At 73.5% G+C, this 19,796-nt stretch carries 18 protein-coding genes; 12 read left to right on the top strand and 6 right to left on the bottom strand.

The window, feature by feature from the left end:
• The first annotated feature begins 26 nt into the window (after positions 1-26).
• From ACGF3H_RS31210 to ACGF3H_RS31250, 9 genes are all read left to right on the top strand, one after another.
• Positions 27-2,516 (top strand): SpoIIE family protein phosphatase, encoded by a 2,490-nt coding sequence (locus tag ACGF3H_RS31210; RefSeq protein ID WP_393816563.1) that lies wholly within the window; start codon positions 27-29, stop codon positions 2,514-2,516.
• Positions 2,517-2,688: 172 nt separating this feature from the next.
• A complete protein-coding gene (locus ACGF3H_RS31215) occupies positions 2,689-3,081 on the top strand; it encodes an STAS domain-containing protein (RefSeq protein ID WP_362500377.1) in 393 nt (130 codons plus the stop codon).
• A gap of 154 nt (positions 3,082-3,235) precedes the next feature.
• Entirely contained in the window at positions 3,236-4,132 is an 897-nt protein-coding gene (locus ACGF3H_RS31220) for an STAS domain-containing protein (protein WP_362500378.1), read from the top strand.
• Positions 4,129-4,560 (top strand): STAS domain-containing protein, encoded by a 432-nt coding sequence (locus ACGF3H_RS31225; protein WP_362500379.1) that lies wholly within the window; start codon positions 4,129-4,131, stop codon positions 4,558-4,560. The genes ACGF3H_RS31220 and ACGF3H_RS31225 overlap by 4 nt, the downstream gene beginning before the upstream one ends.
• The gene (locus tag ACGF3H_RS31230) at positions 4,560-5,000 is read left to right on the top strand and encodes an anti-sigma regulatory factor (protein ID WP_362500392.1); all 441 of its coding nucleotides are present in this window, start codon (positions 4,560-4,562) and stop codon (positions 4,998-5,000) included. The genes ACGF3H_RS31225 and ACGF3H_RS31230 overlap by 1 nt, the downstream gene beginning before the upstream one ends.
• Positions 5,000-6,064 (top strand): ATP-binding SpoIIE family protein phosphatase, encoded by a 1,065-nt coding sequence (locus ACGF3H_RS31235; protein WP_362500380.1) that lies wholly within the window; start codon positions 5,000-5,002, stop codon positions 6,062-6,064. Before ACGF3H_RS31230 ends, ACGF3H_RS31235 begins: the two co-directional genes overlap by 1 nt.
• On the top strand, positions 6,061-7,797 hold the full coding sequence (locus ACGF3H_RS31240; protein WP_362500381.1) for a SpoIIE family protein phosphatase: 1,737 nt from the start codon (positions 6,061-6,063) through the stop codon (positions 7,795-7,797). Before ACGF3H_RS31235 ends, ACGF3H_RS31240 begins: the two co-directional genes overlap by 4 nt.
• A gap of 224 nt (positions 7,798-8,021) precedes the next feature.
• Positions 8,022-9,395: an NAD(P)/FAD-dependent oxidoreductase gene (locus ACGF3H_RS31245; protein ID WP_362500382.1), complete on the top strand. Its 1,374-nt coding sequence runs from the start codon at positions 8,022-8,024 to the stop codon at positions 9,393-9,395.
• 89 nt (positions 9,396-9,484) lie between these two features.
• A complete protein-coding gene (locus ACGF3H_RS31250) occupies positions 9,485-11,731 on the top strand; it encodes an FUSC family protein (protein ID WP_362500383.1) in 2,247 nt (748 codons plus the stop codon).
• Positions 11,732-11,735: 4 nt separating this feature from the next.
• Here the strand turns inward: ACGF3H_RS31250 and ACGF3H_RS31255 are convergent, their stop codons facing one another.
• From ACGF3H_RS31255 to ACGF3H_RS31270, 4 genes are all read right to left on the bottom strand, one after another.
• Positions 11,736-12,170, bottom strand: coding sequence for a hypothetical protein (locus tag ACGF3H_RS31255; protein ID WP_359403252.1), 435 nt, complete (start codon positions 12,168-12,170; stop codon positions 11,736-11,738).
• Between the two features lie 41 nt (positions 12,171-12,211).
• The gene (locus tag ACGF3H_RS31260; RefSeq protein ID WP_362500384.1) at positions 12,212-13,045 is read right to left on the bottom strand and encodes a DUF1206 domain-containing protein; all 834 of its coding nucleotides are present in this window, start codon (positions 13,043-13,045) and stop codon (positions 12,212-12,214) included.
• Positions 13,046-13,350: 305 nt separating this feature from the next.
• Positions 13,351-14,217 carry a SigB/SigF/SigG family RNA polymerase sigma factor gene (locus tag ACGF3H_RS31265; protein ID WP_362500385.1) on the bottom strand — a complete coding sequence of 289 codons (867 nt, stop codon included), beginning with the start codon at positions 14,215-14,217 and terminating at the stop codon, positions 13,351-13,353.
• 179 nt (positions 14,218-14,396) lie between these two features.
• Positions 14,397-14,819 carry an ATP-binding protein gene (locus ACGF3H_RS31270; RefSeq protein WP_362500386.1) on the bottom strand — a complete coding sequence of 141 codons (423 nt, stop codon included), beginning with the start codon at positions 14,817-14,819 and terminating at the stop codon, positions 14,397-14,399.
• A 164-nt stretch (positions 14,820-14,983) separates the two neighbouring features.
• Here ACGF3H_RS31270 and ACGF3H_RS31275 point away from each other — a divergent pair, with 164 nt between their 5' ends.
• From ACGF3H_RS31275 to ACGF3H_RS31285, 3 genes are all read left to right on the top strand, one after another.
• Positions 14,984-15,205, top strand: a complete 222-nt coding sequence (locus ACGF3H_RS31275; protein ID WP_362500387.1) for a hypothetical protein — start codon at positions 14,984-14,986, stop codon at positions 15,203-15,205.
• Between the two features lie 230 nt (positions 15,206-15,435).
• Positions 15,436-16,914 (top strand): ornithine decarboxylase, encoded by a 1,479-nt coding sequence (locus tag ACGF3H_RS31280; protein WP_362500388.1) that lies wholly within the window; start codon positions 15,436-15,438, stop codon positions 16,912-16,914.
• A gap of 324 nt (positions 16,915-17,238) precedes the next feature.
• Positions 17,239-17,694 carry a cyclic nucleotide-binding domain-containing protein gene (locus ACGF3H_RS31285; RefSeq protein ID WP_362500389.1) on the top strand — a complete coding sequence of 152 codons (456 nt, stop codon included), beginning with the start codon at positions 17,239-17,241 and terminating at the stop codon, positions 17,692-17,694.
• A 7-nt stretch (positions 17,695-17,701) separates the two neighbouring features.
• Here ACGF3H_RS31285 and ACGF3H_RS31290 read toward each other — a convergent pair whose 3' ends face one another.
• Together ACGF3H_RS31290 and ACGF3H_RS31295 are read right to left on the bottom strand one after the other, a co-directional pair.
• Positions 17,702-19,018, bottom strand: a complete 1,317-nt coding sequence (locus ACGF3H_RS31290; RefSeq protein ID WP_362500390.1) for an MFS transporter — start codon at positions 19,016-19,018, stop codon at positions 17,702-17,704.
• 101 nt (positions 19,019-19,119) lie between these two features.
• Positions 19,120-19,734, bottom strand: a complete 615-nt coding sequence (locus ACGF3H_RS31295) for a LysE/ArgO family amino acid transporter (protein ID WP_393588241.1) — start codon at positions 19,732-19,734, stop codon at positions 19,120-19,122.
• Positions 19,735-19,796: the final 62 nt, after the last annotated feature.

Genomic DNA, 19,796 nt, shown 5'->3' on the forward strand with positions numbered 1-19,796 from the left:
GTCTCCAGCCGAGGAGTGACCCGACCGTGAGCATCTCCGAGCAGCCACCCGGACCCGGCGGCAGCGAACCGGGCGGTGCGTCCGCGGCGCGGCCCCCGGGATCCGCGTCACCCCGGTCGCACGCCGTCGACGGCCCCGCCGCCGACCTGCGCGGCATGACCCCGCTGTCTCCCGTGGGCCGGCTCGCGGCCACGGTGGACCGGCTCAGCCGAGAGGTGCGGGCCGCCCAGGCGGAGGCCGAGGGCCGGGCCCTGATCGAGCTCGCCAAGGGCGTGCTGGTCGCCCGGCTCGGCTGTGGTCCGGCGCAGGCCGCCCGGCAGCTCGCCGAGCTGGCCGAGCAGTCCCAGGTGACGCCGCTGGAGTTCGCGGTCGACGTCATCAACCAGGCCGCCCGGGACCGGATGTCGGAGGTCACGGACGCGTTCCTCGCGGCCACCGCGGCGGCGGAGGCGGAGAAGCCGGAGGAGGCCGGGCAGCCGTCCGCCGATTCCGCCGCCGTGCGGCTGCGGGCGGCCGAGAGCGGCGCGCTGGCCGCGGACGACACCCAGGCCGTCGCCGACGCCCTGCTGGAGCAGGCGCTGCGCCCGCTCGGCGCGGCCGCCGTGGCCATCTGGGCGGCCGGCTCCGACGGGTCGTTCACACTGGCAGGCTGCGCCGGGTTCTCCCCCGCCGAGGCCACGCGCTGGCGTTATGTGCCGCCGGACGTGGCGACGGTGGCGCGGCGCGGCCTGACCGAGCGCACGGGCCAGTGGATCACGTCGCTCGCGGAGACCGGGCTGCCCAGCGTGGGCCGGCACCAGTACCCGGACGGCGGCCGGGTCGCCGTGCCCGCGGGTACGGGGGGACGCATCCACGGCGTGCTGGAGATCGCCTGGCCACAGCCCCTGCCCGCGCAGCCGCCCCAGGTGGTGCGCCAGGTGGAGGCCCTGGCGGAGTTGTGCGCGCACACGCTGGAGACGTACACGCCGTCGCACGGCGCCGGGCCGGAGCCGCGGGTGCTGCCGGACGCCGCCGAGCTGATGGACCTGGCGGACGGGCTCCACGACCCCGCCCTGGTCCTGGTGCCGCACCTGGACGCGGCCGGGCACCTGGCGGACTTCCGCATCCAGCACGTGAACAAGCGCTTCCTGGACCCCGCCGGGCGTCCGCGCGCCGTGGTGGGCGGCGCGCTGCTCCTGGAGGCCTATCCGATGGCCGCCGGGGACAGCGAGCTGTTCCGTAGCGTGGAGCGGGTGTACGCCACGGGCGAGTCGTTCCGGGCCCGGCGGATGAACCTGACCGCGCTGGTCGACCAGGTGCCGCTGTCGGCGATCGCGGACATCAGCATCAGCCGGCACGGCAACGCCGTCCTGCTCATCTGGCGTATCGAGGACGAGACGGCCCGGCTGGCCAGCCTCCTCCAGCACGCCCAGCGCCTCGGCCGCATCGGCGGCTTCGAGGAGAACCTGCTGACCGGTGAGATCACCTGGAACGGACAGCTCTTCGACCTGTACGGACGCCCGCAGACCAGTGTCCCGGTGCCGTTGGAGCAGCTGGCCGCCCATGCCCATCCGGACGACGCCGTCCCCATCGGCCGGTTCCTGCGCATGCTGCTGCACCACCGCAGGCCGGCGTCGGCGGCGTTCCGGCTGCAGCGTCCGGACGGGGTGACGCGGCACGTGCGGGTGGTGGCCGAACCGGTGCTGGACACCGACGACCGCCTGCTCACGGTGCGCGGCGCCTACCAGGACATCTCGGCCCAGCACTGGACGGAGGTGGCGCTCGCCGCGACCCGCGACCAGTTGGCGCACACCGAGCAGCAGGCCATCGAGCGCGCCCGGCTGACCCTGCAACTGCAGCACGCCATCATGCCGCCCGCCCAGACCCCGCTGACGGTGCCGGATCTCCAGGTGGCCGTCCGCTACCGGCCGGCGGAGACGGAGCAGCTGGTGGGCGGTGACTGGTACGACGCGGTGATGCTGCCGAACCACAAGGTGCTGTTGTGCGTGGGGGACGTGGCCGGGCACGGGATAGAGGCCGCGACCAGCATGGTCGTGCTGCGCAACGCGCTGCGCGGGCTGGCGGTGACGGGCGCCGGCCCGGGACAGCTGCTGTCGTGGCTGAACATCGTGGCGCACCATCTGACGGGCGGTGTCACGGCGACGGCGGTGTGCGGCCTGTACGACCCGGCCCGGCGGACGCTGCGCTGGGCCCGCGCGGGGCATCTGCCGCCCGTCCTGGTGAGGGGGCCGGAGGCCGAGCCCCTGCCGCTGGTGAGGGGCATGCTGCTGGGCGCGGTGGCGGAGGCCGCCTACGAGGAGGACGAGGTGCAGCTGGCCGCCGAGGACACGCTGCTGATGTACACCGACGGCCTGATCGAGCGCCGCGACCGCTCGGTGGAGGAGTCGCTGACCCAGTTGCTGAGCACCGCCGGTACCACCCCCAGGTCGCTGGACCAGCACCTGGACCGTCTGCTCACCTACAGCAGGTCGGACACGGACGACGACACGTGTCTCGTGGGCATCCGGGTCGGGTGACGTATGGCCGTCGCATTCGGGGGTAGGCGCCCGGCGCGGTGAGTGGTGTCCACGGACGGGGACACGGCAGGTGGTGAGAGTTCGGTCACCGGTCGTGCCCCTCGTCCGCGGACTGCGAGACCGCTCACGGGGGTGGCCCAGCCCCTGGCCGTCAGGATCGTTGGAGGTACACGTGCCCATTGCCCAGAACCCGCTGTCCGTCGAGGTGACGCTGCCCCGGGAGGACGTCGCGCTGCTCAAGGTGGAGGGCTATCTGGACGTCGACACCGCGACCGAGTTCCAGCACCACCTGGCCAACCAACTGCATCACGGCCGACGGCACTTCCTGCTGGACCTGTCGGACGTCCCGTTCATGGACTCCTCCGGGATGAACATCATCCTCCGCGTCTACCAGGAGGCGCGCGACCTTCCCGGCAGCGTGCACATCATCTCGCCCGCCCCCGCGGTGCTGCGCATATTGGACCTGACCGGTGTGAGCATCACCGTGCCGGTCTCCGACAGCGCCGAGGAGGCGCTCTCGCGGATCGACCGGGAACCGGGGGGCCCGGCGGTGCCGGACGCCTGAGCCGGCCCGCCCCGCCGCTCATCCGGGCCGCTCGTGCGGGATCAGGTGTCGTACGAGGTCGACGGGTGGTTACAGTTGTCGCCCGGCAGAGTCACGTCGCCGTCACGTCGCCCGCGGGGTCGGTACGGCGCAGCGCGGATGAGGAGTGGAGCAGGTGCCGGAGCAGGCGGAGGGAACGGCCGGATCGGCGACGCAGGAGATCAGGGAGTTCCTGCGGCGTCACCGTGAGCAGATCGCCCAGCGGTGGGCGGACGAGCCCTTGTTCCGCGCCGTGTTCACCGTGTCGCGGGACGAGGCGGTGGAGGCGGGGAAGTCCGTGGTGGACGCGCTGGCCCAAGTCGCCGACGCGTCCCGGGTCGAGGACCCGGACGCCGCGGGATTCACCGCGGTGCGCGAGCAGTTGGCGCGGATGGGTGCGGCCCGTTCCCGCGCGGGCCTGAGCGCGGCACAGGTGTCGGGCGAGCTGGCCGCCCTGCGCCCGCCGGTCGAGAAGCTGCTGCTCGCCGATCTCCCGGACGCCTCCGCCGACCATGCCCGGGACTGTGTGACCACGCTCAGTGTCCTGATGGGGACCCTGCGGGTGGTGGTCATGCAGACGGCGCTGAGCGAGGGCCAGGCCCTGATCGACCGGCAGCGGCTGCAGCTGCTGGAGGTGGCCACACCCGTCATCAAGCTGTGGGACGGCATCGTGGCCGTACCGCTGATCGGGACGCTGGACAGCGCCCGCAGCCAGGTCGTGATGGAGACCCTGCTGGAGTCCATCGTCGAGCAGCAGGCGCGTTACGCGATCCTGGACATCACCGGAGTGCCGACGGTCGACTCGCTGGTGGCCCAGCATCTGATGAAGACGGTCGCCGCGGCCCGTCTGATGGGGGCCGAGTGCATCGTCTCCGGCATCCGTCCCGCGATCGCGCAGACGATGGTCCACCTCGGCCTGGACCTGGGCACCGTGGTGACCCGGGCCAGTCTCGCCGACGCGCTGGGCTATGTCCTGCACCAGCTCGGGGTCGGCATCGTGACCCCCGGCGCGAACGGTCCGGTCGCGCGGTGAACGACGCTTTCCCCGGGCCCCACCCGGGTCTCGTGACGGGGCATGTACCGGTCCTGCGGCTCGGTGACGTCCTTCTGGTCACCCTCCAGGGCGATCTGCACGACAGCACGGCGCAGCAGCTCCAGGAGGACCTCGCCGAGACCATCGTGCGCACCGGGGCCACCGGCGTGATCATCGACATCTCCGGTGTGGAGATCGTCGACTCGTTCCTGGGGCGTGTGCTGGCCGAGATCGCCGGGCAGACCGATCTGCTGGCCGCGCGGACCGTGGTGGTCGGCATGCGGCCCGCGGTCGCCATCACCCTGGTGGAACTCGGCCTGACCCTGCCGCGGGTGCACACCGCGCTCAGTACCGAGGTGGCCATGGAGCTCCTCACACGGCAGGCTCCGTCGTCCCGCTTCGGCGGACTGCGCCAGGAGAGTCCGTGATGCACACTGCCGCGGGCGCCCAGGCCCGCCTGCCGATCCGTTCCGACATGGATCTGGTGTGGGTGCGACAGCACGTGCGGCAGGCCGCCGCCCAGCTCGGTTTCGGGCTGGTCGACCAGACCAAGCTGGTCACGGCGGCCAGCGAACTGGCCCGCAACACCCTGGTGTACGGCGGTGGCGGGACCATGGACGCGGAGGCCCTGACCGAGGGCGGTGTACCCGGACTCCGGCTCACCTTCAGCGACGACGGTCCCGGAATCGCCGATGTGGAGCAGGCGCTCAGCGACGGTTTCACCTCCGGCGACGGACTCGGCATGGGACTGGGCGGTGCCCGGCGTCTGGTGCACGAGTTCACGATCGACAGCGGCCCCGACACCGGCACCACCGTGCGGGTGACGTCCTGGGTGAGCCGTCCACCGCGCCCGCGAGAGGAGTCCTGATGCCACGCGTGTGGGACGTGCCCGTGCACGACTCGACCCGGGTGCGCGACGCCCGGGTGGCCGCCGAGCACGCGGCGGCCCTGGCCGGGCTGGACGAGCAGTGCACCGCCTCCGCGGCGCTGGTGGCGACCGAGCTCGCCACCAACCTGCTCAAGCACGCCGGGGGCGGCCAGGTCCTCATCGACGTGGTGTCCCCGCCCGTCCTCACGGCCGGCCGGGACGAGGCCAGGGCCGTGCAGATCGCGACCGTCGACCACGGTCCGGGCATCCCCGACGTGACCGCCGCCCTGAGCGACGGCTTCACCACCTCGTCCTCGCTCGGCGCGGGCCTGGGCACCTGTGCGCGCCTCGCCGAGGACTTCGAGCTCCACAGCGTCCCCGGCCGGGGCACCGTGGCGCTGGCCCGGATCGGCGGCGCCCCGCTCCGTCCTGCCGCGGCGCAGGACCCGTTGGGGGGCCTGCGGGCGGGTGGCGTGAACGTGCCGTTCGCCGGTGCCGACCACTCGGGCGACGCCTGGGCGTGGGTGCGGACCGAGGACCGGGCGACGCTGATGCTGGCCGACGGGCTGGGCCACGGCCCCGAGGCGGCCCGGGCCTCGTCGGCCGCGGTGGAGGCGCTGCGCGGCGCCGCCCACCTGCCACCCTCCGAGGTTCTGAAGCGGCTGGACGCGGCACTGGCCGGCACCCGCGGCGCGGCCGTCGCGGTGGCCCAGGTCGACCCGCGTGCCGGACGGCTCCGGTTCGCCGGCGTCGGCAACATCGGTGCCCGGCTCTGCGCGGGCGGCACCTGGCGGCCACTGGTGTCCCAGCCCGGCATCGTCGGCACCCACCGGCCCACGACCGTGCGCGAGGAGGAGCGGGAGTGGGCGGACGACCGGGTGCTGATCCTGCACAGCGACGGCCTGCCGAGCCGCTGGACGCCGTCGCCCGACGCCTGTGCCGCGAACGTCGACCCGGCCGTGACCGCCGCCGTGACCGTCCGGGACGCCAGCAGTTCCGCCCGCCCCGTGCGTGACGACACCGCCGTGGCCGTCCTGACCTCGACCCCGCCGGACCGCCCATGACCCGTACCTGGCAGATCAGCGGCGTCACCGACGCCGCCCGGGCCCGTATCGCCACCGCCCGGCTGGCCGCGGCGTACGGTGTGCCGCCGCTGGAGCGCACGCGGCTGGCCACCTCGCTGAGCACGCGGTTGCGGCAGTGCCTGACCAAGGGCGGCACCTGGCTGCTGACCCTGGAGACGGAGAGGGCGCCCGGGGACACGCCGGGCGCCGGACAGGACGTGCTGCACGCCGTGGTGACGCCGGCGCGTGAGGCCGCGGCCGCCGGTGAGCCGCCGTGGCGGATGACGGTGCCCTGCCCCGAGGCGGTGCCGGCCGCGCGGGACGACGCCGTGGCGGACGATTCCGCCGCGCTGGCGGAGGCCCTGCTGGGTGCCGACGAGGACACGGCGCTGGTGCTGGACAGGCTCACCGAGCAGGAGGCCCTCGTCGCCTTCCACCGGGAGGAGCTCCAGCAGACGAACCAGGGCGTCGTGGCGCTGCACGCCGAGCTGGACGCCGCCGGGCGGGCCCAGCGGGAGGCGTTCGCCGCCGAGCGCAAGGCGCGCACCGAGGCGGAGAACGCCCGTCGCAGGCTGACGTTCCTGGCGGACGCGAGCGCGGTGCTCACCGCGTCGCTCGACCACCACGAGATCGTGCGCCGCCTGCCGGACCTGCTCGTTCCCGAGTACGCCGCCGGCGTCGAGGTCTGGATCTTCGACCAGGAGGGCGACCGGAACCGGCCCCCGGTGCACTCCGCCGCGGCCGTGGTCGCGGCCCGCACCGGACGGCCTCAGTACGCCGCCGCGGCCCCGGGCGGGCTGCCGGGCGTCGACGACCAGCCGCCGTCGGCACTCCACCCCGACCAGCCCCTGTTGTGCATCCCGCTGCCGACCCGGGGAGCGCCGCTCGGGGTACTGACGCTCACCCCGCCCGGGGAGCGCTGGGACCCGGACGACGCCGTGATGCTGATCGAACTCACCCGGCGGGCCGCCATCGCGATCGACCACGCGCAGCGCTACCAGCACAACCGCGACATCGCCGAGACCCTGCAGCGCGCCCTGCTGACGGACCTTCCGGCGCCACCGGGGCTGAGTCTGGCCGCGCGCTATCTGCCGGCCACGCACGGGCTGAACATCGGCGGCGACTGGTACGACGCGTTCCGCCAGCCCGACGGCGGGGTGATCGTCGTGGTCGGTGACGTGACCGGGCACGGGCTGCGGGCGGCCGTGATGATGAGCCAGCTGCGGACCGCGCTGCGCGCCTACGCGGTCGACGGCGGCAGCCCGGGCCGGCTGCTGACCCGGCTGCACACGTTCCTGCACCACCTCCAGCCGGACCTGTTCGCCACCGCGGTCATCGCGCGCTTCCACCCCGACGACCCGACCCTGACGTGGGCCGCGGCCGGTCATCCGCCGCCGGTGCTGCGTACCCCGGACGGCCGGGTGCGAACGCTGGACGCCAAACCGGGGGCGATGCTCGGCATCCCGCTGGAGCAGGAGATCGCCGACCACACCGAGCGGCTCGCGCCGGGTTCGACGCTGGCGCTGTACACGGACGGTCTGGTGGAGCGGCGGGCCCGGGGCATCGACCCGGGCATCGAACGCCTGGCCGAGGCGCTGGGTTCGTTCGCGCCCGAACAGCTGGAGACCGACCTGGAGGGCTCGGCGGACGGGATCCTGCGGCCCCTGCTCAGCGACTCCGAGCGCGACGACGACGTGTGTCTGCTGCTGTGCCACCTGGACGGCCGGGGCTGACCTGCCCGTCACCACTCCCCCACCGGTCCGGTCCCGGGCGTTCACTCCCGCCCGGTGCGGTCCGGCCCGGGGAGGGGCATGGTGGTCCACAGGGTGTGTCGCCTGCCTGGCGCTCCCGGCTCGCCGAACCGCCGCGGACGCGATGGGATCGACGAGGTGCGAAGCAGCGATCCAGGGGCAGGCGAATGGCGTTCGCGGCAGACCGCCTGGAGCCGCAGAAAGGGATGAACACCGTGACACGACCCAGGATCCTGGTGGTCGGCGCAGGTTTCGCCGGCGTGGAGTGCGTCCGCCGTCTCGAGCGCAGGCTCTCCCCCGACGAGGCCGACGTCACCCTGGTGACACCGTTCGCCTATCAGCTCTATCTGCCGCTGCTGCCCCAGGTCGCCTCGGGGGTGCTGACGCCGCAGTCGATCGCGCTGTCCCTGCGCCGCAGCAGCAGGTACCGCACCCGGATCATCCCGGGCGGGGCCATCGGCGTCGACCTCAAGGCGAAGGTCTGCGTGGTGCGGACCATCACCGGCGAGATCGTCAACGAACCGTACGACTACATCGTGCTGGCCCCCGGCAGCATCACCCGCACGTTCGACATTCCCGGGCTCACCGACAACGCGTTCGGCATGAAGACGCTCGCGGAGGCCGCCTACATCCGCGACCACGTCATCTCGCAGCTCGACCTGGCCGACGCCAGCCAGGACCCCGCCGAGCGCGCCTCCCGGCTCCAGTTCGTGGTGGTCGGCGGCGGATACGCGGGCACCGAGACCGCCGCCTGCCTGCAGCGGCTCACGCACGCGGCCGTCAAGCGCTACCCGCGCCTGGACCCGGCCCTGATCAAGTGGCACCTGATCGACATCGCGCCGAAGCTGATGCCCGAGCTGGGCGACAAGCTCGGGCGCAGCGCGCAGGAGGTCCTGACCCGGCGCGGCATCGAGATCTCCCTGGGCGTGTCCATCGAGAAGGCCGGGCCCGAGGAGGTCACCTTCACCAACGGCCGGGTGGTGCCCACCCGCACGCTGATCTGGACCGCCGGCGTGGTCGCGAGCCCGCTGATCGCCACGCTCGGCGCGGAGACGGTCAAGGGACGGCTCGCGGTCACCGCCGAGATGTGCCTGCCGGGTCACGACGGGGTGTTCGCGCTCGGCGACTCCGCGGCCGTGCCCGACCTCGCCAAGGGCCAGGAGGGCGCCGTCTGCCCGCCCACCGCCCAGCACGCCATGCGGCAGGGCCGGCACGTCGCCGAGAACATCATCGCCACCCTGCGCAACCAGCCGATGCGGCCGTACGTCCACAAGGACCTCGGTCTGGTCGTGGACCTCGGCGGCACCGACGCGGTGTCCAAGCCCTTGGGCGTCGAACTGCACGGCGTGCCCGCGCAGGCGGTGGCCCGCGGGTACCACTGGTCGGCGCTGCGCACGGGCGTGGCCAAGGCCCGGGTGGCGACCAACTGGCTGCTTAACGCGGTCGCCGGTGACGACTTCGTGCGCACCGGTTTCCAGGCCCGCAAGCCCGCGAAGCTGAAGGACTTCGAGTACACGGACGCCTATCTGACGCCGGAGCAGGTGCGCAAGCAGGTCGAGGCGGGCCGGGCGCAGTCCTGACCCGCTGCCGGCGGCCCGCTCGCGGCATGGCATGCTGAGAAGTGGATCTAGGCGTGAATTCGACGTGAATCGGGAGAGTGTACGGCGGCGTGAAGCAGGCGGGGCGCTCGGTGCGGACACGACTGCGGGACCGCGTCGCCGCGTCCGATCCCGGATTGCTGCGGCTGACGGCGGGGCTGCGGACGGTGGGCGCCATCGCCCTGGCGCTGGCCGTGCTGGCGCTCCTCGGATCGGACGTCAAGCATCTGGTGGCGGGCGCCATGTCGGCGATGGTCGCCACCTTCGCCATTCGCGAGAAGCAGCCGGGCGCGCAGGCCGTCACCCTGGCGCTGGGTCTGCCCGTGGCGCTGGCGTCCGTGTCGGTGAGCGCGCTGCTCACCTCGCGGGTCGTCGTCGGTGACGCCTTCTTCGTCGTTCTGATCTTCTGTGCCGTCTACAGCCGCCGGTTCGGCGACCGCGGCACCGCCCTGGGCCTGATCGGTTTCCAGGTCTACTTCGTGTCCCTGTTCGTGGGCGCCAGGACGTCGGCGCTGCCGGGGCTGTGGGCCGCGATCGCCGTGGCGTTCGCGTGCAGCGCCCTGGTGCGTTTCGCGATCGTCCCGGCGACACCGGCGCGCGTCCTGTCACTGCTGCGGCAGGCCTTCCGGGCCCGGCTGGCGCAGCTGATCTCGGCGCAGCTCGAACTGCTGGACGCCGGGCCGGACGAGATCGACAGGACGCTCGAGCACCTGCGGGACGGCACGGCACGGCTGCACGAGACCGCGCTGTTGATCCAGTCCCGGCTCGAGGAGGGCACACCGGACGCGTCCACGGCGCGGCTGGTGCAGCGGCGCATCGCGGACGCCGAGATCGCCGCCGAGCGCCTCGGGTTGCTGCTGCTGACCGCGCGCAGCGCCGAGCGGGCGGACACCCTCACCCTGCACCTGCCGGGCGCTCCGGCCCCGTCGGTGGGGAGCACTCCCGCGCCCGGCGAGGCCACGGCGGTCCTCCGCCGGGACCTCGGGGCGCTGCGCGCGCTGGTGCTGCGACCCCCGGCCGAGGCCCGCGGTACGGCCCTGTCCCACCTGCGCAACCGGCTGCTCGGCTACCGCGACGAGGAGAACCTGCCCGAGGCGACGCCTGCCGTGCAGGACGTCTTCCGCGGGATCGGTGAGACCGCCCGCGCGGTCATGGGCCTCAGGATCGCGCTGGACGGCCCGCAGGACGAGTCGGACGACAGCCCCGCGACGGCCCGTTCGCGCGAGGAGCTGGACGCCGAGGACGCCGCCATCGACGCCGGTGAGGAGGCCGCGACGGAGGAGGAGCCGACCGGCCTGCGCCGGCCCACCACCCGCGCCGCCGTGCAGGTCGCCGTGGGGTCCTCGCTGGCCATCGTCGGCGGGGAGTTCCTGTCCTCGCAGCGCTGGTACTGGGCGGTGCTCACCTGCTGGATCGTCTTCCTCAACACGGCCTCCACCGGGGAGATCCTGGTCAAGGGGTACCGCCGGCTGGTGGGGACCATGCTGGGGGTGGTGGCCGGGATCGTGCTGGCCGGGCTGGTCGGGAACCACACCTGGACCGCGTTCGGCCTGGTGCTGCTGTTCATCTTCGCGATGTTCTACACGGCGCCGCTGTCCTACACGCTGATGTCGTTCTTCGTGACCGCGATGCTCGGGCTGCTGTACACCCTGCTGCACACGTACAGCATGGCGGTGCTCGTGCTGCGGGTGGAGGAGACGGCGCTCGGCGCGGCCTGCGGGATCATCGCGGCGGCGCTGGTGCTGCCGATCCGCACCGACCGGCGCACGAACGAACTGCTGGGCACCGTGCTGGAACGGCTGGTCGACGTCACCGAGGGCGCCGTGGACCAGCTCAGCGGCGGGCCGGCCGCCGACCTGCTGGACACGGCGCGCGATCTGGACCAGGCGCTGGGCGACCTGCGCGGCGCCACCCAGCCGCTCACCCACCCGATCACGCCGCTGCGGGCGCGCCGGAACACGGCCCAGTACGTGGTCGCGCTGCTGGAGACGTGCGCCTATCACGCGCGGTCCCTGGCGGCGACGGCCGAGCTGCTGCCCACCCATCCGTCGATCGCGGCCGATCCGCGGCTGCGCGGGGCGGTACGGCGCACGGTGCGCAACATCGAGGCGATCGCGGCGCGTGTCGCCGACGCGGACGTCAGGACCGAGGTGGAGACCGGGCCCAGCATCGCCTCGCTGCTGGAGTTCGAGCCGGGCGGTGTGCCGCGGTACGGCAGGATCACCGGGCGCGTCCTGCGGCATCTGGAGCGGCTGGACGAGGCCGTGGTGGGCCTCGCCCGGCCGCTGGGCGTGTCCGTCGCGACGCCGAAGCGGTGACGGGTCAGAAGTCGGTCGGCATGCCGCTCGCCTCGGCGATGCCGCGCAGCTCCTCGTTCTGCCGGTGGCGTTCCTTGAGGTAGTCGGCGATCTCGCCCAGGCGCTCGGGGTCGGAGGCGGTGACCGCGTCCGTGACGACGCGGACGGGACCGGTCTCGTCGGTGCTGATCTCGACGACCTCGTTGTCGAGCCGGCCGGTGACGGCGGTGGCGATGACCAGGGCGGCCTCGTCGCGGATCTCCTGGGGCAGCGCCTCGGCGTTGTCGCCGTCCAGGGAGAAGTCGATCGTGGGCATCTGGTGCTCGTCGATCGCCTGCAGGACCGGTTCCACCACGCTGAGCAGCAGCTGGTAGTCGTCGGTCTCCATGCGGAAGCGCAGGAGGTCCAGGTAGACGTCCACGGGACGTCCGTCCGGCGGAGGAATCTCGTGTTCGTTCATTCGCCCCGTGTTCCCCGTGAGGCGCGGCTCAGACCTCGGCCTCAGACCCGGCGCCAGCGTGCCAGGGCGAACGAGAACACGCCGAACAGCACCAGACCGGCGGCGACACCGACCAGCAGCCACGGTCCGAGCGGGGTGCCGGCGAAGGAGCGCAGGGTGTCGTCCAGGCCCTTGGCCTTGTCGGGTTCGTAGTCGACGGCGGCCTGCACGGCGAAGGCGCCCGCCGCCGCGAACACGGCTCCCCGGGCCGCGCCGCCGCCGACGCCGGTGACGTCGACCAGCCGCCGCACCCGCGGGCTCAGCTCGCCGAGCTTCAGTTTCTTGTGGTAGCTGCGGCGCACGGCCTGGACGGCGATCACCACTCCGGCCACGACGATCGCGATCCCGGCCACACCCACGGCCCACCGTCCGGCGGGCATCTCCAGCACCTTGGCCGTGACGTCCCGGGACTGCCGGTCGCCGGCTCCGCCGCCGCTGCCGCGGGAGCCGGCCGCGAAGGCCAGCACCGAGTAGGCGACGAACGAGTAGAAGACGCAGCGGGCGGCGGCCGGCACACGCTTCTTCGCGCTGTGGCCGTCCTTTCCGACGGCGCCGAAGAGCGCCTCGGACAGCCGCCACAGCGCCATGCCGACGAGCCCGGCGCCCAGTGCCCACAGCAGTACGGCGCCGAACGGCTTGTCCGAGAGCTCGGCCAGGGCGCCGCCGCGGTCCGCCTGCCGCTGCCCGTCGCCGAAGGCGATCCGCAGGGCCAGCAGGCCGACCAGAAGATAGATGACGCCGCGAGCGGTCAGTCCCGCCCGTGCGGCCCCCTCGGCGGCCGATCCGTTGGCCGCCCGTCGGGCCCTGCTGCGGCCGGTGCGTGTCAGAACACTCATGCGAGCCTCCCCTCCGGGACTCCGCATGCCCCGCCTTCTCCCCTGCACACGGGGCACTTTCGCGGCCGGTGCGCGCGCCCGCTCAGCTCCGGCGCGGACATGCGGACATGCGTCCGCCCCGTACGCCGTCGACCGTTCGTCGATCGCGTACGGGGCGGCACGCCACCTCGCCCTGCCCGTCCGTCGCGCCGCGGTCCGCGCCGCCGGCCGTGGCCGGCGGCGAACCGGCGCGGCGGAGCGGGTGAGGCGTCAGGATCCGTCCCCTCGCATCCCGGGAGCGTCCCGGCGGAGCCGTCCGGCCGTCCTCACATCGTCGTGCGCCGGCGGACCGGGCCCTGGCCCAACGCCTCGTCGCGCACGCGGGCGCAGCTGCGGCTGATGAGCCGCGAGACGTGCATCTGCGAGATGCCCAGGCGGTCGGCTATGCGGCTCTGCGTCATGTCCTCGAAGAAGCGCATGTAGAGGATGGCCCGCTCCCGTTCGGGCAGCCTGCGCAGGCCCTCCTTGGCGGACTCGCGGTCGATCACGGTGTCGTACGAGGCGTCGGCCGCGCCGAGCGTGTCCGCGAGGCTGTAGCCGTCGTCGCCGGCCGACAGCTCGGCGTCCAGCGACAGGGTGCTGAAGCTCTCCAGGGCCTCCATCCCGGCGCTGACCTCGTCCTCGGTGAGGCCCGTGTGGGCGGCCAGGGCCGCGACCGACGGTTCGGGACTGCCCGGGCTCTGCGTGAGCTCGCGCCGCGCCACTCGCACCTTGTTGCGCAGTTCCTGGACGCGGCGGGGCACGCGCAGCGCCCACATCCGGTCCCGGAAATGCCGCTTGACCTCGCCGGTGATGGTGGGCACCGCGTAGCTCTCGAAGGCACCGCGCTCCGGGTCGAAGCGGTCGATGGCCTTCACCAGCCCGAGCGCCGCGACCTGGCGCAGGTCCTCGATGGACTCGCCGCGGTCCCGGAAGCGGCCGGCGATGCGGTGGGCCATGGGCAGCCAGGCGGTGACGAGCTCGTCGCGGACGGCATCCCGTTCGAGCCCGTCCTCCAGGGCCGACAGCCGCGCGAAGAGGGCGGCGGTGTCCGGCGCGTCGTCGTGCCGGCGGCGGGTCGCGGCGGCAGGGGCGGCGGAGGCGTGAGTGGGCTCAGGGGTACCGGGACGGATGGTGGGCGATTCAATGAGCATGCGGATTCGCTCCTGAACGGTGGTCTCAGGGGAACTTTCCGCGGAAGCGGCACTGTCCGGGTGTCCACCCGGAGGGGCCGGAGCAGTCATACCGCTCCCGCTGCTGCGCCTCCGGTCCGAAGCACGAACTTGCGACTGCCCCCGCCCCGGTGGAACAAACTCCGCTTTTCGAAATGTACTCAGGACAGCGGAACGACGACGGTGATGCGCTTGCCGCCGGACGGAAGATCTGCCACGCGCACGTCGCGTGCCAGCCGGCACACGATCGGCCAGCCGCGGCCGCCGACGCGGCGGCGGCCCTGCGGATCGGTCGGCGCGACGGCCACCGGCAGCTCGGAGCTGCGGTCGCACACCGAGAGGCGGACGCCGGGACCGACCACGTCGACCTGGAAGTCGGTGATGCCGCCTCCGTGCAGGATCGCGTTGGTGGTCAGCTCCGAGGCGACGAGCACCGCGTCCGACAGGGCTCCGGCGTCGCACGGCAGGTGGTCGGTGCGGCAGCATTCGGTGACCACGCGCTCCACCGCGCTGCGTGCCTCGGCGGGTTTGCATGGCGGTGACGGCCGGCGTCGGGCGGGTGAGGTGGTGTGCCTGTCGTACATCCGTCAGCTCCCTGGTCGGTGACATGGGCGGGACGGCCGGATCCCGCGCGGTGCTCCGCGGCGGGCCTCGCTTTTCCGGCTGACCTCTGACCGCACCCCCAAACCTGCGGCCCTCCTTACGGCCCAACGGCCATCCGGGCGCCGTGCGGGGGTACGCGGAATGCATGACGGATGTTGTGGACTCGGACGAACTGCTGCGCCGCATGCACCGCGCGAGGGCCTGCGCGATGGAACAGGAACGGACGTGGCGGGCGCGGAGGGAAGAGCTGCGGACGACCGACCCGGAGGCCTCCCGCGAGGCAGCCGTCCGGACGGTGGCGTACGAGGCGGTCCTGCGGGTGCTGGACGAGGTACTGACCCCGGGCCGCCACACGGAACCCGGCTGACACCCCGGCACGGATCCCTGCGGCCGGGCGGCACACGGGCAGGGCCGGGGCCGGCTCCGGGCCGACCGGCCGCGGGTTCCGGATCAGCGGCCGGTGGGCCACGGGTCGGCGAGACGGCTGGTTCCCGTCCCGGCAGGGCCGACAGACATCGGGCCGGCGAGTCGGCGGGCGAGACGCGTCGGCGGGGCGGTGGCGGATTGACGAGGGGGTGGGTGGGAAACCGGGGCGGCATGACCGTCGATCACACCCGCGCGCCCGTCCTGGAAGCCCTCGACGCATACCGCCGCGACGGACGGCTGTCGTTCACGCCGCCCGGACACAAGCAGGCACGCGGTGCCGACCCGGCGGTGCGGGAGGTGCTGGGCGACGCCGCCTTCTTCAGCGACGTCCTCGCCACCGGCGGCCTCGACGACCGGCTCACCGGGGGCCGCGTGCTGCAGCGCGCCCAGGAGCTGATGGCCGACGCGGTGCACGCCGACCACACCTTCTTCTCGACCTGCGGGAGCAGCCTGTCGGTGAAGGCGGCGATGCTCGCCGTGGCGGGCCCGCACGAGAAGCTGCTGATCGGCCGGGACGCCCACAAGTCCGTCGTGGCGGGTCTGATCCTCTCCGGCATCGAGCCGGTCTGGGTGGAGCCCAGCTGGGACGCGGAGCGGCACCTCGCCCATCCCCCGTCCGCCGACGCGTTCGAGCGGGCCTTCGCCGCCCACCCCGACGCCAGGGGCGCGCTCGTCGTCAGCCCGACGCCGTACGGGGCGAGCGCCGATCTGCGCGCCGTCGCCGACGTGTGCCACCGCCGTTCGGCGCCGCTGATCGTCGACGAGGCGTGGGGGGCGCACCTCCCCTTCCACCCCGATCTGCCGTCCTGGGCGATGGACGCCGGGGCCGACATCTGCGTGACCAGCATCCACAAGATGGGCAGCGGCCTGGAGCAGGGCTCCGTGTTCCATCTGCGCGGCGACCTGGTTCCGCCGGAGCTGCTCGGGATGCGGGCCGACCTGCTGGGCACGACCAGCCCGTCGGCGCTGATCTTCGCCGGCCTGGACGGCTGGCGCCGCCAGATGGCGCTGCGGGGGCGGGAGATCATGGGCGGTGCGCTGGATCTGGCGGCCGAGGTCCGGGCGGCCGTCGAGGACATCGACGGGCTGCACGTCAACGACCGCGACGACTTCTGCGACCCGGGGTTCGCCCACGGCTTCGACCCGCTGCCCGTGGTCGTCGACCTCGACGAGCTCGGGGTGTCCGGCTACCAGGCGGCGGACTGGCTGCGCGAACACCGGAGCATCGTGGCTCAGCTGACCGACCACCGCCGCATCGGCACCCAGCTCTCCCACGGCGACGACCCGGAGACCGCCGGTGAACTGCTCGCGGCGCTCAAGGACCTCGCGCAGGCGGCCCCGGGCCTGGACGCCGCTCCGCGTGTCGAGGTCCCGTCGCCGTCGGAGCTGCGGATGGCCCAGGTCATGCTGCCCCGGGACGCCTTCTTCGGGCCGGCCGAGGCGGTGCCGCTCGACCGGGCCGCCGGGCGCGTGGCCGCGGGGATGATCACGCCGTATCCGCCCGGCATCCCGGCGGTCCTGCCGGGCGAGCGGCTGACCGAGCCCGTGCTGCGGTACCTGCGCAGCGGTCTGGACGCGGGGATGTTCCTGCCGGACCCGAGCGATCCGTCGCTGGACACCGTCCGGGTCGTCGCGCCCGGCAGCGGGTGACTGTTCGCCACCGTGTGACGAGCCAGTGAAACAGGTCACGTGACCCGCTTCCGGGTTTCCGGAACGCCGAAAGATGGTTTAGCGTTCATCCATACGTGGCGACGGAGTCGACGGACATGTCCTCCGTGCGTCACCGCTTACGGCCCTGGCTGGCTTCCCCCGTCCAGCCAGGGCTTTTTCATGCCCTTGGCCCCGCGTCCCCACGACCGGCACGGAATTCGCACGGGATTCTCCGTCCGCCGAGGTGCTCAGGGCGGCGGCAGCGGCTCAAATGGTGCATAGGGAAAGCACCGGAACCGCATCTCCGGCGAGGAGCCCCAGGTCATGACCAAAGAGATCAAACTGCTCACCGCCCTCCCCCCGCCCCAGCGCGGCCGTCTCACGGCGCTCGCCCGCGAGGTCTCCTTCCCGGAGGACGCCCGGATCTTCGAGGCCGGAGACAGGGCCGACCGCTTCTGGGTCATCCGGTCCGGCGCCGTCTCCCTGACCCAGCAGGTGACCTCCCTGCAACGGGTGACGGTCGCCAGCCTGGGCGTCGGCGACCTGCTCGGCTGGTCCTGGCTGTTCCCGCCGTACGAATGGGACTTCGGCGCCGAGGCCTTCAGCCCGGTGCGCGCCTACGAGTTCGACGCGGCCTCGGTGCTCGCCCTGTGCGAGGAGGACCCGCAGCTCGGGATCGTGCTGGTGCGGACGGTGGCCGAGATCCTCGCGCACCGGCTGGAGGCCACCCGGGGCCGGCTCATGGAGTACGCCGCGCTGCGGGGCCGCAGCGCGCTGTGACGCCGCGTCAGACGCGGTAGCGGCGCAGTGCCGGTACGGCGGCGGCGAGGGCCAGCATCACCACGACGACGAGCAGCCCCCCGCCCGCGACCGCCTGCCGTGCGCCGAAGGCGGAGCCCGCGCTGCCGTGCAGGACGTCGGCCAGGCGCGGGCCGCCGGCGACGACCACGGTGAAGACGCCCTGCATGCGCCCGCGCATCTCGTCGGTCGCGGCGGACAGCAGGATCGCCCCGCGGAACACCATGGACACCATGTCGGCGACTCCCGCGACGGCGAGGAAGGCGACCGCGAGCCACAGGCTGCCGCTGAGCCCGAACCCGGCGATGGCCGCCCCCCAGACGACGACCGCGCCGATCACCATCCAGCCGTGCCGGCGCGCCCTGGAGAAGGTGCCGGAGAACAGTCCCCCGGCCACCGCGCCGATGGGGATCGCCGCGAACAGCAGCCCGAGGGCGAGGCCCTCGCCCCAGGGGGCGTACGTCTCGGCGGCGAGCTGCGGGAACAGCGCGCGGGGCATGCCGAACACCATGGCGACGACGTCGGCCAGGAACGACAGCAGCAGCACCTTGTGCCCGGCGATGTAGCGGAAGCCGGCCACGACCTCGCGGACTCCCGCGCGCCGGACCGCCGTGCCGGCGAGCGGCGGCAGGGCGGGCAGCCGGTGGACCGCCCACACCGTGACGCAGAGCGCCAGCGCGTCGATGAGGTAGAGCTCCGGCAGGCCGACGACGGGGATGAGGGCGCCGGCGAGCAGCGGTCCGACCACCTGGCCGGTCTGCATGACGGTCGAGCCGAGCGCGTTGGCCGCGGCGAGTTCGCCCTCGGGGACCAGGCGGGCGATGGAGGCGTTGCGGGCCGGGGCGTTGAGGCCCCAGAAGGCCTGTTGCAGCGCGAGCAGGAGCATCAGGACGGCCACCGACGCCAGGCCGGTGACGGCCTGCACCCAGAACAGCAGCGAGGTGACGGCGATGCCGGTGTTGGTGATCAGCAGGAGCTTGCGGCGGTCCATGGTGTCGGCGACCGCGCCGCCCCACAGCGCGAACACGATCAGCGGCAGCAGCCCGGCCAGACTCGCGGCGCCGACCCAGGCGGAGGAGCCGGTGATGTCGTAGATCTGCTTGGGCACGGCGACGGCGGTCAGCTGGCTGCCGACGGCCGTGACGATGGTCGAGGACCACAGCCTGCGGTAGGCGGGACGGCGCAGGGGCCGGGTGTCCATCGCCCAGCGGCGCCAGCCGCGCCGCCGGCCCCCGTCCGGGGCGAGGGCCTGTGTCGGGGCGGAGGCCTCGTCCGGGGATTCGGTACTGCTCTCGCTCGTGTCCACGCGCTTCCTACATGCTCGTTACATCTTTCGGTTCAGGGCCTTACTATCGCAGCCCTGTTCGACGGCCTTGGCAGCGCGGCAGGTCCGGGCCCCGGCCGTGTTCACGCGCCGGCGATCAGCGTGAGCCCGAGCACGATCATGGTGGCGGCGACCAGTCCGTCCAGGACGCGCCAGGCGCCGGGCCGGGTCAGGAAGCGGCCGAGCCGGCGGGCGCCGAAACCGAGCGCGGCGAACCAGCACACGCTGGCGAGGGCGGCGCCCAGGCCGAAGGTCCAGCGCAGCGGGCCGCGGTCGGCGGCGACGGAGCCCAGCAGGAACACGGTGTCGAGGTAGACGTGCGGGTTGAGCCACGTCAGCGCCAGGCAGGTGAGCACCGCCCGCCGCCGCGAGCCGGCCGCGTCGCCCTCCGCCCGCAGCGCGCCGGCCGGCCGGAACGCCCGCCGGGCGGCCAGGGCGCCGTAGCAGAGCAGGAAGGCGCCCCCGACCCAGGCGACCGCGGTCAGCGCGTCCGGCCAGGCCACCACCACCGCGCCGACCCCGCCGACGCCGAGGGCGATGAGGACGGCGTCGGACAGGGCGCAGATGCCGACCACGGCGAGGACGGCGTCGCGGCGGATCCCCTGGCGCAGCACGAAGGCGTTCTGGGCACCGATGGCGACGATGAGCGAGAGACCGGTGCCGAAGCCGGCGGCCGCGGCGGTGAGTGCGTTGGTCATGCCGGTGACGCTAAGCGAGCGGATCACCGGACGTACAGCTAAAGATTCTTACGTATCTTCAG

It is taken from the genome of Streptomyces sp. NPDC048185 (assembly GCF_043202495.1).
GTDB lineage: Bacteria > Actinomycetota > Actinomycetes > Streptomycetales > Streptomycetaceae > Streptomyces.

Bases quoted from the DNA above. Each gene is read 5' to 3' on its own strand.
- ACGF3H_RS31230 (WP_362500392.1), top strand. From the start codon at position 4,560: ATGCACACTGCCGCGGGCGCCCAGGCCCGCCTGCCGATCCGTTCCGAC.
- ACGF3H_RS31235 (WP_362500380.1), top strand. From the start codon at position 5,000: ATGCCACGCGTGTGGGACGTGCCCGTGCACGACTCGACCCGGGTGCGC.
- ACGF3H_RS31240 (WP_362500381.1), top strand. From the start codon at position 6,061: ATGACCCGTACCTGGCAGATCAGCGGCGTCACCGACGCCGCCCGGGCC.
- ACGF3H_RS31245 (WP_362500382.1), top strand. From the start codon at position 8,022: ATGAACACCGTGACACGACCCAGGATCCTGGTGGTCGGCGCAGGTTTC.
- ACGF3H_RS31255 (WP_359403252.1), bottom strand. From the start codon at position 12,170: ATGAACGAACACGAGATTCCTCCGCCGGACGGACGTCCCGTGGACGTC.
- ACGF3H_RS31260 (WP_362500384.1), bottom strand. From the start codon at position 13,045: ATGAGTGTTCTGACACGCACCGGCCGCAGCAGGGCCCGACGGGCGGCC.
- ACGF3H_RS31265 (WP_362500385.1), bottom strand. From the start codon at position 14,217: ATGCTCATTGAATCGCCCACCATCCGTCCCGGTACCCCTGAGCCCACT.
- ACGF3H_RS31270 (WP_362500386.1), bottom strand. From the start codon at position 14,819: ATGTACGACAGGCACACCACCTCACCCGCCCGACGCCGGCCGTCACCG.
- ACGF3H_RS31275 (WP_362500387.1), top strand. From the start codon at position 14,984: ATGACGGATGTTGTGGACTCGGACGAACTGCTGCGCCGCATGCACCGC.
- ACGF3H_RS31280 (WP_362500388.1), top strand. From the start codon at position 15,436: ATGACCGTCGATCACACCCGCGCGCCCGTCCTGGAAGCCCTCGACGCA.
- ACGF3H_RS31285 (WP_362500389.1), top strand. From the start codon at position 17,239: ATGACCAAAGAGATCAAACTGCTCACCGCCCTCCCCCCGCCCCAGCGC.
- ACGF3H_RS31295 (WP_393588241.1), bottom strand. From the start codon at position 19,734: ATGACCAACGCACTCACCGCCGCGGCCGCCGGCTTCGGCACCGGTCTC.